This window comes from Kribbella qitaiheensis (genome assembly GCF_014217565.1).
Taxonomy (GTDB): domain Bacteria; phylum Actinomycetota; class Actinomycetes; order Propionibacteriales; family Kribbellaceae; genus Kribbella; species Kribbella qitaiheensis_A.
This window is the reverse complement of record NZ_CP043661.1, coordinates 285,288-297,637: the sequence shown is the minus strand read 5'-3', so window position 1 is coordinate 297,637 and position 12,350 is coordinate 285,288. Positions and strand designations below refer to the sequence as shown.

Annotated in this window: 12 protein-coding genes; 7 read left to right on the top strand and 5 right to left on the bottom strand. The window is 68.9% G+C overall.

The features are described from left to right. The first annotated feature begins 12 nt into the window (after nt 1–12). The 4 genes from F1D05_RS01310 to F1D05_RS01295 all read left to right on the top strand — a co-directional run bounded on the left by F1D05_RS01310 (nt 13) and on the right by F1D05_RS01295 (nt 5,744). Nucleotides 13–591, top strand: a complete 579-nt coding sequence (locus tag F1D05_RS01310; protein WP_185445481.1) for an ArsR/SmtB family transcription factor — start codon at nt 13–15, stop codon at nt 589–591. 4 nt (nt 592–595) lie between these two features. Further along, complete coding sequence (locus tag F1D05_RS01305; RefSeq protein ID WP_185445479.1) at nt 596–2,785, top strand: glycoside hydrolase family 3 C-terminal domain-containing protein; 2,190 nt, start codon at nt 596–598, stop codon at nt 2,783–2,785. 158 nt (nt 2,786–2,943) lie between these two features. Next, nucleotides 2,944–4,482, top strand: a complete 1,539-nt coding sequence (locus tag F1D05_RS01300; RefSeq protein ID WP_185445477.1) for an alkaline phosphatase D family protein — start codon at nt 2,944–2,946, stop codon at nt 4,480–4,482. Between the two features lie 11 nt (nt 4,483–4,493). Then, nucleotides 4,494–5,744: a hypothetical protein gene (locus tag F1D05_RS01295; protein ID WP_185445475.1), complete on the top strand. Its 1,251-nt coding sequence runs from the start codon at nt 4,494–4,496 to the stop codon at nt 5,742–5,744. 55 nt (nt 5,745–5,799) lie between these two features. On the opposite strand, the gene F1D05_RS01290 is transcribed toward F1D05_RS01295, so the two are convergent. After that, the gene (locus F1D05_RS01290) at nt 5,800–7,827 is read right to left on the bottom strand and encodes a GMC oxidoreductase (RefSeq protein ID WP_185448934.1); all 2,028 of its coding nucleotides are present in this window, start codon (nt 7,825–7,827) and stop codon (nt 5,800–5,802) included. Between the two features lie 56 nt (nt 7,828–7,883). Between F1D05_RS01290 and F1D05_RS01285 the strand changes: the two genes are divergently transcribed. From F1D05_RS01285 to lexA, 3 genes are read left to right on the top strand one after another with little or no spacing between them, the layout of a single operon-like run. Further along, nucleotides 7,884–8,207 (top strand): hypothetical protein, encoded by a 324-nt coding sequence (locus tag F1D05_RS01285; protein ID WP_185445473.1) that lies wholly within the window; start codon nt 7,884–7,886, stop codon nt 8,205–8,207. Next, entirely contained in the window at nt 8,204–8,635 is a 432-nt protein-coding gene (locus F1D05_RS01280) for a MerR family transcriptional regulator (protein ID WP_185445471.1), read from the top strand. The genes F1D05_RS01285 and F1D05_RS01280 overlap by 4 nt, the downstream gene beginning before the upstream one ends. A 9-nt stretch (nt 8,636–8,644) precedes the next feature. After that, the gene (gene lexA, locus F1D05_RS01275; RefSeq protein ID WP_185445469.1) at nt 8,645–9,304 is read left to right on the top strand and encodes a transcriptional repressor LexA; all 660 of its coding nucleotides are present in this window, start codon (nt 8,645–8,647) and stop codon (nt 9,302–9,304) included. Between the two features lie 6 nt (nt 9,305–9,310). Here the strand turns inward: lexA and F1D05_RS01270 are convergent, their stop codons facing one another. The 4 genes from F1D05_RS01270 to F1D05_RS01255 all read right to left on the bottom strand — a co-directional run bounded on the left by F1D05_RS01270 (nt 9,311) and on the right by F1D05_RS01255 (nt 12,347). Then, a complete protein-coding gene (locus F1D05_RS01270; RefSeq protein ID WP_206686028.1) occupies nt 9,311–10,099 on the bottom strand; it encodes a class I SAM-dependent methyltransferase in 789 nt (262 codons plus the stop codon). Between the two features lie 34 nt (nt 10,100–10,133). After that, a complete protein-coding gene (locus tag F1D05_RS01265) occupies nt 10,134–10,724 on the bottom strand; it encodes a YbaK/EbsC family protein (RefSeq protein WP_246486354.1) in 591 nt (196 codons plus the stop codon). 101 nt (nt 10,725–10,825) lie between these two features. Beyond that, nucleotides 10,826–11,479 (bottom strand): HAD family hydrolase, encoded by a 654-nt coding sequence (locus F1D05_RS01260; protein WP_206686027.1) that lies wholly within the window; start codon nt 11,477–11,479, stop codon nt 10,826–10,828. Between the two features lie 58 nt (nt 11,480–11,537). Next, on the bottom strand, nt 11,538–12,347 hold the full coding sequence (locus F1D05_RS01255; RefSeq protein WP_185445465.1) for a hypothetical protein: 810 nt from the start codon (nt 12,345–12,347) through the stop codon (nt 11,538–11,540). Nucleotides 12,348–12,350 lie beyond the last annotated feature (3 nt).

The window sequence follows — 12,350 nt, the reverse complement described above, 5'->3', positions numbered from 1 at the left end:
GCTGGCCCGATCATGGCGACCAACGTGCCGGACTACGAACTCGAAGAGACGATCGAGCTCACCACCGCCGAGCAGGTGCGGGCGATCAGCGATCCGTTGCGCACGACCATCCTCGGCCTGCTGCACGAGCGGGCCGCGACGGTCACCGAGCTGGCCGCCGCGGTCAAACGCCCGAAGAGCACCGTCGCGCACCACGTCAACGTGCTCGCCGCGGCCGGCATCCTGCGCGTCGTCCGGACCAAGCGGGTGCGGGCGATCGACGAGCGGTACTACGGTCGCGCGGCCCGGATGTTCTACGTCGGACTCGGCCGGCAGGGCCAGGGCGCGGCACTGCCCCATGACTTCAACGACTTCGAGGTCGCGATGAAGGAGTCGGCCGCGGCCTACGACTCCGGCCAGATGCGGTCGTTCATCCGGCACGCCCGGATCCCCGAGGAACGGGCGGCGGAGTTCTGGCAGCAGGTCGACCGGCTGATCCACGACTTCGACCAACTGCCCCGCGCCGGCGACACGACGTACGGGTTCACCGTCGGGCTCTATCCGATCATCGACTACCCCATGCTGCCGCCCGCGGCCGATCAAGAGGACTGATGACATGAGCGAACTGGCCGAGCAGGCAGCGCTGGGTAGTGGGGCCGACTTCTGGACCACCAAGCAGGTCGGGCCGGTGCCGGCTATCGTGCTCACCGACGGCCCGCACGGAGTTCGCAAGCAGGTTGCCGCGTCAGATCAGCTGGGCATCGCCGAGAACGTTCCGGCGACCTGCTTCCCGCCGGCGGCCGGGCTCGGCCAGAGCTGGGATCCCGGGCTGGTGGAGCGGATCGGTACGGCCCTCGGCCGCGAGTCGCAGGCCCTCGGCGTCCACGTGCTCCTCGGCCCGGGCATCAACATCAAGCGGGATCCGCGCTGCGGCCGCAACTTCGAGTACTACTCCGAGGACCCTTTCGTCAGCGGCGTCCTCGGTGCCGCCTGGGTCCGGGGCGTCCAGGGCGAGGGGGTCGGCGCCTGTGTGAAGCACTTCGCGGCGAACAACCAGGAGTACGACCGGATGCGGGTCAGTGCGGACGTCGATCCGCGGACGCTGCGCGAGATCTACCTGCGCGCCTTCCAGCGAGTCGTCGCCGAGGCGGATCCGTGGAGCCTGATGTGCTCCTACAACCGCGTCAACGGTGTCCTCGCCTCGCAGAACGAATGGTTGCTCACGAAGGTTTTGCGCGACGAATGGGGCTTCCAGGGAGTCGTCGTCAGTGACTGGGGTGCGGTCGCCGACCGGCCCGCGGCCGTTGCCGCCGGCCTCGATCTCGAGATGCCAGGCGGTGGCGCGGCGACCGACGACGACGTGGTCGTGGCCGTGGGCAACGGTTCCCTCGACCCGGCGCGGGTCGCCCGCGCCGCCGATCGCGTCACAGCCCTGGCCACCCGTACGACGGCAGCGCATCGCGAGGGCGCCGAGTTCGACGCCGATGCGCATCACCTGCTGGCCAGGGAGGCTGCCGCGCGCAGCATCGTGCTGCTCCAGAACAAGGGCGACCTACTGCCGCTGGACAGCTCGAAGCACCTCGCCGTGATCGGCGAGTTCGCTCAGCAGCCGCGTTATCAGGGCGGCGGCAGTTCGCACGTGACCCCGACCCGGCTCGACGTGCCGATGGAGGAGATCGGGGCCCGCGCCGAAGTGACCTTCGCGCCGGGCTTCAGCACCGATGGCTCCGGTGATGCCGCCGCGCTGCGCGAGGACGCAGTACAAGCCGCGGCCACTGCGCACACCGCTGTGGTTTTCCTCGGCCTTGCGGCGCGGCAGGAATCCGAGGGCGCCGACCGTGCCGACATCGAGATCCCGCCCGAGCAACTCGAACTGCTCACCGCGGTCGTGGCGGCCCAGCCTCGGACGGTCGTGGTCCTGATCCACGGCTCCGTACTACGGGTCGCTCCCATCACCATCGCACCGGCGATCCTGGACGCCGCGCTCCTCGGTCAAGGCGGTGGTGCCGCGCTCGCCGACGTGCTCTTCGGCGCGGTCAACCCGTCCGGCAAGCTCACCGAAACAGTCCCGGTCCGGCTGCAGGACGTACCGGCGTACGGGAACTTCCCCGGCGAGCACGGCCACGTCCGGTACGGCGAGGGCCTGCAGGTCGGGTACCGCTGGTACGACGCGCGCGAGCTCCCGGTCACCTTCCCCTTCGGGCACGGCCTGTCCTACACGACCTTCGAGTACAGCGATCTCGTCGTCGATCCGTCGCTCCAGGCGCGGGTGACGATCACCAACACCGGCACTCGTACGGGCCGCGAGGTCGCCCAGTTCTATGTCTCCGTGCCGGGTTCTTCGGTCGAGCGCGCGCCGCGGCAACTGGTCGCGTTCGGCAGCGCGACGCTGGCGCCCGGGGAGAGTGCGACCGTCGAGACGACGATCGACCGCGCCGACCTTGCCTACTGGGACGTCCGGGTGGACTGCTGGCTGGTGGAGAGCGGCGAGTACGTCGTATCCGTCGGCTCCTCCAGTCGCGACCTCCGCGGCCAGGTCGCCGTCGAGGTGACAGGTGACGAGTTCCGGCTTCCCGTCACGCTGGAGTCCTCCCTCGCCGAGGCACTGAGCGACCCGGCCACGGCCACGGCTCTGGGCGGTCTTCTCAGCGCCACCTTCGGTGCCGAGCTGACCGCGGAAGCGGCCGGCACGGACCTGGCCGTGCTGCTCGGCGCTCTCCCGGTCGGTCGCTTGGTCGCCTTCTCCGGCGGCCAACTGACCCGGGCCCACCTCGAGCAACTCCTGACCGCCGCCCGCGAAGGCTGACAGGTTCCGGCACTGTTTCCCGGCGCGCCGTAGAAAAGTTACATAAACCCCGCCAGTATGGGAACGCACTACCACCGCCCTTGAGGTTCCCGGAAGTTTCCGCCCACTTCAGCTTTCCGGTGACCTGACGTCATGTGTGCTCCCGAAGGTGAGGCTCCATGAAACCCATCAGTCGTCGAACCCTTGTCCTCGGCGGACTCGCGGCAGCCGGCGCCACCGCGATTCCCGCCTACTCCAGTGTCATCAACGCCACCGCAGCAGTGCCCTATCCGTTCCAGCTCGGGATCGCCTCCGGTGAACCCGACGCGAGCAGCGTCGTCCTCTGGACGCGGCTGGCACCCCTCCCCCTCAATGCCGATGGTCACGGCGGCATGGCCGACGCCAACGTGGCCGTCGAGTGGCAGGTAGCGACCGACGAGCTCTTCACCACGCTGGTCGCCTCCGGATCGGTCACGGCGACGTACGCGGCCGCGCACTCCGTCCATGTCGTCGCCGGCGGCCTCAACTCCGACTCGGACTTCTTCTACCGGTTCCGGGCCCAGGGCCACATCTCTCCCGTCGGCCGCACCCGCACCACACCCGCACTCGGTGCCGCCGGACGCGATCTGCTGATGGCGTTCACGTCCTGCTCGCACTACGAGGAGGGCTATTTCACCGTCTACCGGCGGATGGCCGAGGACAACCCGGGCGTCATCCTCCATCTGGGCGACTACATCTACGAGTACGGCGCGACCGCCGGCCGCCCACGGCTGCACGCGGGCACCGCCGAGATCACCACACTCGCGGACTATCGCCGCCGCTACGGGCAATACAAGTCGGACCCGGATCTCCAGGCCGCGCACGCGGTCGCACCGTGGATCGTCGTACCGGACGATCACGAGATCGAGAACAACCGGGCCGGCAACATCCGCGAGAACAACACTCCGGCGCTGACCGCCGCGCAGTGGACCGCTCGGCAGGCCGGCGCTTATCAGGCGTACTACGAGAACATGCCGCTGCGCCCGGCGCAGGCCAACAACGGGGCGAGCATCCCGTTGTTCCGCCGCCTGAGGTGGGGCAGCCTCGCCACCTTCCACATGCTCGACACCCGGCAGTACCGCAACGACCAGGCCTGCGGCGACGGCTGGAAGATCTGCTCGGACGCGGATCTGGCCTCCCGCAGCCTGCCCGGCAACGCGCAGGAGTCCTGGCTCCTCGACGGTCTCTCCCAGCACCAGGGGACCTGGGACATCATCGGTCAGCAGGTGTTCTTCGCGCGCCGGTTCAACTCGACCGGCGCGAGCATGGACTCGTGGGACGGCTACCGCGCCTCCCGGGCCCGGATCCAGCAGGGCTGGGTCGATCGCGGCGTCCGCAACCCCGTCGTACTGACCGGCGACGTGCACCGTGCCTGGGCGAGCAACTTGGTTGCCGACTACAACAACCCGGCATCGGCCGTGATCGGGTCCGAACTGGTCACCAGCTCGGTCACCTCCAGCGGTGACGGTGATGGCGCCACCGCCATTCCCGACGTCGGGACCAACCCGTGGCTGAAGTTCTACAACAACCGCCGCGGTTACGTCCGTACGACGATCAGCCCGACGCAGATGCATGCCGATTTCCGGGCCGTGGCCAAGGTGTCGGAGCACGGAGCCGCGGCGACCACCGCGAAGTCCTTCGTCATCGAAGAAGGCCGGCCCGGCCTTCAGGCAGTCTGAGGGGGCTGACCATGAAGAAGCTCCTCGCCCTTGCGGTGCTGGCCTCGTCGGTCGTCTTCACTGCGACCAACGCGAGTGCCGCCCTGGCGACACCGACCTGGCAGACCGCGAACAGCGCGTCCACCGGAGACCAGGACGCGCCCTCGATCGCGACCAATCGCAACGGTTATGTCGCGGTCGTCTGGGAGGACGACCGCGACACCACCGACGCGACCGACAACGCGCACAGCGAGATCTACCTGCGGCTGTTCCACAACGGTGCGGCGGCGTACGAGGTCAAGCTGTCCGCCGGTGGCAGCAGCGGCGTCACCAACTGGCGTCACCTCCACCCCGACGTCGGCCTTGATGACAAGGGCAACGCCGTCGTGGTGTGGGCCGACGACCCGGACGGCAACGGGTTCTACAACGTCCCGTACCGGGTGGTGAACACGGCAGGCATGGTCACCGCTTCGGGTAACGCCAACACCAGTGCGGACGGCCAGCAGATCAACCCGCGCGTGGCCGTCGACCCGGACGGTGCACCTTCCAGCGCCGCTGTCGCCTTCACCGTGGTCTGGGAGGACATCCAGACCGGCGCCCAGGCGATGGTCAAGGCAGCCGGATTCACCGGTCCGACGACTCGCGCCTGGGAGGTGACCGCTTCACAGACGACGGGCCAGCATCACAACCCGGATGTAGGGGTGTCGGCCTCGGGTGACGCAGTCGTCGTCTGGGACGAGGACGGTGACGCCAACGCGTCGTACAACATCGGCCTGATCCGGTTGGCGCGCACCAACGGCGCGGCCACCCTCTCGCGCCGTACGGCGAACACCAACGGAGGTGGTCAGCAGAGGCACGCGTCGGTGGCAGCCAACTTCAACGGCGACTTCGCCGTCGCCTGGGAATCCGACCACACCGGCACGGCGGGCGCCTGGACCCGCACCTACGACTCGGCCGGCACCCCTCGCTTCACCGAGGTCGAGGTAGCGGCCGGAGGCAAGGCGCCGTCTGTCGGGCTGGACGACCAGTCGAATTCGGTCGTCGGCTGGACCGTACAGGCCACGGACCTCGATGTGTGGGTTCGTGGCTTCGGCACCAACGGAACCGATGCGGGCAGGCTGTCGGCGCAGCGGCTCAGCCAGGCCACTCTCGGTCGTCAGGAGCAGCAGACGGTCGCGGTTTCGCCGTACGCCGAAGTCGCTGTCGCCTACACCGACGACAACGACGGGAACACCTACGACCAGGTGATCCTCGGCCAGGACATCTCCAACAACAGCTGGTGAAACGACTGGGGAGCCCGGGGTTCCTGCTCCGGGCTCCCCAGCGCGCCGGGTCCGGCTAGCTCACCAGGTGGGCGGCTGTCCGCAGGGACCCGGCCAGGATGGTCAGGACCGGATTCACGCCGCCGTTGGTCACGTTGACCGAGCCGTCGACGATCCGCACGTTGTCGTGCCCCCAGACCCGGCCGTCCGGATCGACGACAGAGCGGGCCGGATCGTCGCCCATCCGGCAGGTGCCGGCTTGGTGCTGACCGACGCTGGCTCTGTTGGGGGTGCCGGCGCCGCCTACCGCAGTACGGACTGCACCTGCTTCGGCCAGCCACTGTCTGGCCTTCTCACTCATGTACGCCTGAGCGCGGAAGTCCTCGGGATGAATTGATCCGCTGATCTCCACCACCGGGTTGCCGAATCGATCGGCGACGCCAGGGTCGACCCGCACTCTGGAATCGGCCGACGAAACCTCCTGGATCGGCCCGACCACACGCAGCATCCGCCGGGCTTCGCGCCGCATCGCCTGCTTGCCCGCCGAACCCGCGCGCGGGATCAGGCCGGCGCCCGTCAGGTAGTCGTACGTCGCCGCTGGGGTCGGGACGAACTCGTTCGCCAGCATTCCGCCGCCGATGATCCCGTCGTTGCCGTGGCGGAAGTCGCAGGTCGCGATCGATACGCCGGGGCCGATCAGCTCGGCCACCTCGTCGTCGAAGAGGCCGACCGCGCCGGCGTACACATGGGCCTGGAGATACCTGCCGACCTGGTCGAGATTGTTGCCTAGTCCCCTTGGTTCGCCGTCGTGCGCACTGTTCAGTAACAGGCGTGGGGTTTCGGTGGCGCCGGCGGCGATGAGGACGTCCGCGCAGTCGACCGTACGCCGCCAGATCCGGCCGTCGGCATCGGCAGCCACCAGCGCTACGCCGGTGACGCGGCCGCGGCTGTCGACGACCAACCGTTCAGCTGTCGTCTCCGTCACCAGCGTGCAGCGGCCTGTGGCGAGTGCGGCCGGCAAGGCAGTGTTGTGAGTGCCTGCCTTGGCCTCGACCGGGCAGGCGAACCCGACGCATTGTCCGCAGCGCACGCAGCCGGATCTGCCGTCGCGGTCCTCAGAGTTGATGAGCAGCGGCACGTCGAGAGTCCCCCACCCGAGCCGCTCGGCCGCGGCCGCGAGGCGCTGCGTGGTCGCGGACCGGGGCATCGGTGGCATCGGCAGTGGGATCGAGCGCGGGTCGTGCCACGGGTCGACCCCACCACCGCTCACGCCGAACCGCTGCTCGGCCAATGAGTAGTACGGCTCCAGGTCGTCATAGCTGATCGGCCAGTCCGCCAGCCCACTCCCCTCCGGTACGCCGTAGGTGCTGGCCATCCGGAAGTCACGCGGGACGAACCGCCACGCCTGCGCGCCGTACACGCGAGTGCCACCGCCGACGGTGAACGCGTTGTTGCCCCAGCGACCGTCGGGCGGCAGCACCACCCGACGCTCGCCATCCACGACGGACACCCTCGGCCGACCGCGCGGATCCGGGTCGGTCGGCGCCGGCAGCCCGACAACCGAGCGCGGGTTCCGCAGATGGTCACGCGTCAGGTCATCGGTGGCCGGGTACCGCCCGGTCTCGACCACCAGCACCGACCGCCCCGACTCGGCAACCACTTGCGCAGCCGCTCCCCCACCAGCCCCCGACCCGATGATCACGCAGTCATACCGATCAGCCAACGCCGCCCGAGGCGTGACTGCGAGTTCCAACTCGACCGGCTCCCAAGGCCCACCCGCAGCGGGTTGCCAGCCCACCATCACCCACGCCGCCGGCTGCCCGTCGTACTGCCCCTCGCCCGCATAGAACCCCTGTGCCAGCAGCCGAACCAGCCACGCCCCGTCCGGATCAGCCAGTACTACGTCAAGGTCGGGCTCCATCCCAGCAACCTCGAGCCCCCGCACCACCCGCGGCAACCAGTCCGGCCGATCCTCGGCAAGCACCCGCTCCACGAACTCGACAACACCAACGTCTCTCGCCGACGGAAACTCATCCGCGGGCACCGCCAGCTCCGCCAACCACCCAAGAACCAACCGCTGCTGCCCGCTGAGTGAGCCACCCATACCAACCATCCAATCAGCTTGCATCCGGTACCGGGGTACGGGTTTACCGTCGTTCCATGAGTACAGAGAACTGGGTGCCCGATGCATGCACCTTGCCGACCGCCGAGCAACCACTACGAGTCGCCGAGTTCGACGACCTCTTCGCAACCTCCCTGCGAGCTGTCGTCCGCACCGACTCGGCTCTCGAACTGCGCCTCGACGCCGCTGCCGAGGAAACCGCGAGAGCGCTCACCGCCCGGGAAACGGACTGCTGCTCGTTCTTCACCTTCACCTTCTCCCCCAGCCACAACGGCGAGATCCTCCTGACCGCCACGGTCCCACCGACCCGCAGTACGGTCCTCGACGCTTTGGCCACCCGAGCCACCGCCGCACTCTCATGAAGCTCCGCAGCAGCCAGGTCGCCAGCGCAGCCGGAGTCAACCTCCAGACTCTCCGGTACTACGAACGCCGCGGCCTACTCGCCGAACCGGACCGCACCAACGGCGGCCACCGCCTCTACCCACCCGAGGCCGTGACGACCCTCCGCGTGATCAAGGCCGCCCAGCGCCTCGGCTTCTCGCTGGACGAGATCGCCGACCTGCTCAAGGTCGGCGGTCACCATCACGGCACGGACCTGAAGGAACGCGCCGCCACGAAACTGGCCGACATCGAAACCCGGATCGCCGACCTATCGGTGATCGCGGCAACCCTGCGTTCGGCCCTCGCCGTCGGCTGCGACGACCTGATGAGCTGCGCATCCGAGCCGAACTGTCCGATACCTTTCACCGACCTGCGAGGCGGTACCGGGCAGAGGTCCAGCGCACTCTAGTATTTCGCGGTGAGCTACGACGATCTTGAGCCGTTCGGTCAGTTGGACACCTCTGTGTTGCCGGAGCGGCAGCAGCGGATCCTGGGGGTGATCCGGGACTGTGTGGTCAAGAACGGGTACTCCCCGAGCAGCCGGCAGATCGGCGATGCGGTCGGCCTGCGGTCGACCTCTTCCGTGTCGAAGCACTTGACGAGCCTTGAGGAGAAGGGGTTTCTGCGTCGCAGCGCCTCCGTGTCGCGACCGATCGACGTACGGGCGTTCCTGCGGTCAGCCCCGTCGGAGTCGACCTCTGACGACTCGGTCTCCGTGCCGGTGGTCGGTGACATCGCGGCCGGTACGCCGATCTCCGCCATCGAGCACGTCGACGAGTTCCTCTCGTTGCCGCGCGGCCTGACCGGGCGTGGCACCGTCTTCGCTCTGAAGGTGCGGGGCGAGTCGATGATCGACGCCGCGATCTGCGACGGCGACACCGTCGTCGTCCGGCAGCAGTCCGAGGCCCACTCCGGCCAGATCGTCGCCGCGATGATCGACGACGAGGCGACCGTCAAGGTCTATCGCCGCCGCAACGGCCACGTGTTCCTGGAACCGCGCAACCCGGAGTACGAAGTCATCGACGGCGACCAGGCCACCGTCCTCGGCGTCGTGGTCTCCGTACTCCGGAGCGTCTGACCCCGATCAGCTCCAGGCTCGGCTCGAGCGGGTGGCGTGGAGGAGCTGGGAGCTGAGCTGGCCGCTGGAGAGGAGCACGCCGAGGCGGTCTTCTTGTTCCTCGGCCTGGAGGTAGGCCTTGTCATCGTGGTGTTGCCGGCGGATCAAAGCGTCGACGCGGTCGGTCCGGCGGGTCCAGGAGGACGGTGTGTCGCGCGGGTCGGCGACCTGTTCCTCGATCGTGAAGCCGCTCTGGCTCAAGAGGTCCTGGAGCTCGGTCTGGGTCGGGAAAGAATTGCCCGCCGGGATCGGATCCAGGTGGGTGGTCTGGGCGACCAGGACGAGGAGCCCGAGGCCGGCGCCGGGAGCGAGGACTCGGTGCAGCTCCGCCAAGAGGCCGGCCTTGTCCTCGACCGTGCAGAGGACGCCGAGACACCACGCAGTACTGATTGATGCCGTTCGCAACGGAACGGCCGTCCCGTCCGCCTCGAAAGCCGGCAGGCCGAACAGCCGGGCAGCGGCGCGGCAGGCACCTTCCATCGGATCGGCCAGCACAGGCCGTACGCCGTAACGGCGGACCGCCCAGGCCGCCGGACCGCCGATCCCGGCACCCAGGTCGAGCAGCCTCGTCCCGGCGGTGAATTCGAGCGCCTCGGCCAGCCAGGCGAGCGCGGAGGGACTCGCGCTGCCGCGGCAGCCGGCCGGGATCGCATGGTCGGCACCGAGTTGCTCGACCGCTGCCCTGGTCCAGTCGGCAACCACGTCGAACTCGGCGTCCATCTTTTCGCTGTCCATCTCGCCACGACCGGTACCCACCACCACACCCTTGGGGCGGTGGGTTGGAGACGGGCTAGAAGCCGGACAGGGCTGGGCGCGCGACCTCGATGTCGGCGTCGACGGTGGGCAGCGCCAGCTGGAGGATCTGGGCAGCGTGCAGGCGGCGGAGGGCCGAGCCTTCGACGAGCAGCTTGGAGCCGCGGATCCCGCTGCCGAGGATCACCGAGCCCGCCGTGGTGACGGCTTCGTCCACCAGCACCGGCCAGTCAGCCGGTAGCCCGATGGGCGTGATGCCGCCGTACTCCATCGCCGTCCGGCTGACGGCGTCGTCGTGGGCGGTGAAGGAGAGTTTGCGGACGTCGAGATGTCGCCGGACGACGCCGCGGACGTCAGCACGCGCGGTCGCCAGTACGACGACGGCCGCTACCCTCGTGACGGCCGACCGGCGGCCCTCCACGATCAGGCAGTTCGCGGACGCTTCGAGCGGAACGCCGTACTCGGCGCAGAATGCGGCCGTGTCCGCCAGTCCGGGGTCGATCGGCGCGACCAGGGCATCCAGGTCGTCGAGTGCCGTTCGAACCGGGCCGGCGGCCAGATCCGGCCGGTCCTTCAGACGCTGCCATTGCAGTCGCCTTGCCATCAGCCGGCCGACCTTGAGGTCCACCGGGAACAGTGGGTGCAGGGGTGGTCAGTACGCGTGGGCTTCATACCCGGCGACGGTAGGCAGCCCGCCTTGCAGCATTCTCTATCCAGCACCTGGACAGCTCAGGCGATCAGCCGGACCGCCTCGGGAATGGTCGAGGTCACAGGTACGCCGGTCGCCTCGAGCGCCGCCCGGTTCATCCCGCCGGTAGCGACCAGGATGCACTGCGCGCCGACCGCGAGCGCGGCCTCCGCGTCGTCTACGACATCGCCGATCACCAGCACGCCGGCCGGATCCAGGCTCTGCGCCTCCAGGTGGCGGACCAGGTGCTCGGTCTTGGACTCGCCACCGAGCTCCCCCGGCAGTCCGTCGATCCGCTGGAACAGCTCGGTCAGCCCGTGACCGTCCACGGTTGGGAGGAGCTGCGAGTGGAACCACATCGACAACAGCGACTGCGTGCGCCCGGTCGCCATCCACGAATGCAACTCGTCCGGTACGCCGGGGGCGAGCGCGGAGGTGTGCAGCAGCAGGTCGTACCGATCGTGGTAAAGCCGATCGACCGAGACCCAGTCCTCGTCGGTCAGGACGCGCGCCAGCACCCGCTCGTAGCAAGGCCGCACCGGTCGTGAGTAGAACCCCTGCCACTCCTCCCAGGTCAGCGCGGCCCGGCCGAAGTGGGCGCAGACATCGTTGACGGCGGCAAGCACCACGGTGTTGTCGTTGAGCAGAGTCCCGTTCCAGTCCCAGACGATGTGGGACGCCCTCACGTTGGTCACGCACGCAACCTTAGAGGCCGCAGCTGTCGGAGCCTGCGGCCTCATCGGTTCTCGAAGGTCAGGCGAGCACTCGCCTACGCCGAGCGACCACGGTCAGCAGACCGCAGATGACAGCCACACCCGCTCCGCCGACCAGCACCATCCAGGCTCCACGATTCGACTCCGACTGGACCTCTGCCGTGGCTGGCGCCGCGGCCGAGACGTCGTACCCGCCAGCGGTGCCGTTCTTCGCGTAGGCACTGCCCGCCTGCTTGTCGGCGTACCGGGCCGCGACCTGCTGCCGGTACGACGTGAGGCTGATCGGCTTGGTCCCGATCGCCTTGATCCCATCGGGGTCGAGTGCGCGGATCTGGTTACCCGAAACGGCGTACCAGGCACCGATCTGCGGCTCGGTCAGCACCTTCGCGCCGTGGGCCGCCGCAGCCATCTTGGCCTCGGTGTCACCGGTCGCGATGTTGACCGGCTGCCAGGCCCCGGTGGCCTTGTCGGGAGCCGTGTAGACGGTCATCACGGCACTCCCCTTCGTCGCCTTGGTGGCGACGTACCAAAGGGTGCCGACCTCGTTCGACCGCGACCGGACGAAATCGGCACTCAACGCGTACACAGGAACGGTGTCCTGCTGTACGACGAGGGCCGCCTTCGCCGATGCCGCCTTCGCCGACGGTGCCAGGCCGGACCGCTGAGCCATCTGCTGCGCGGCCTTGTCGAGGAGTTGCCCGGCCTGGGCCGAGTGGGCCGCACCGGACGCCGCGGTGAGATCCGGGCCTGGTGTCGCCGCACCGGCGGTCGCGGCCGCGGAGAACACCGTCAGCGTGCCGATCCCCAGCGCCGCTGCGATCCTCAGTAGATGCTGCTTGAAGGGCGCCATGGT

Bases quoted from the DNA above. Each gene is read 5' to 3' on its own strand.
- F1D05_RS01300 (WP_185445477.1), top strand. From the start codon at position 2,944: ATGAAACCCATCAGTCGTCGAACCCTTGTCCTCGGCGGACTCGCGGCA.
- F1D05_RS01285 (WP_185445473.1), top strand. From the start codon at position 7,884: ATGAGTACAGAGAACTGGGTGCCCGATGCATGCACCTTGCCGACCGCC.
- F1D05_RS01305 (WP_185445479.1), top strand. From the start codon at position 596: ATGAGCGAACTGGCCGAGCAGGCAGCGCTGGGTAGTGGGGCCGACTTC.
- F1D05_RS01290 (WP_185448934.1), bottom strand. From the start codon at position 7,827: ATGGGTGGCTCACTCAGCGGGCAGCAGCGGTTGGTTCTTGGGTGGTTG.
- F1D05_RS01280 (WP_185445471.1), top strand. From the start codon at position 8,204: ATGAAGCTCCGCAGCAGCCAGGTCGCCAGCGCAGCCGGAGTCAACCTC.
- F1D05_RS01310 (WP_185445481.1), top strand. From the start codon at position 13: ATGGCGACCAACGTGCCGGACTACGAACTCGAAGAGACGATCGAGCTC.
- F1D05_RS01255 (WP_185445465.1), bottom strand. From the start codon at position 12,347: ATGGCGCCCTTCAAGCAGCATCTACTGAGGATCGCAGCGGCGCTGGGG.
- F1D05_RS01295 (WP_185445475.1), top strand. From the start codon at position 4,494: ATGAAGAAGCTCCTCGCCCTTGCGGTGCTGGCCTCGTCGGTCGTCTTC.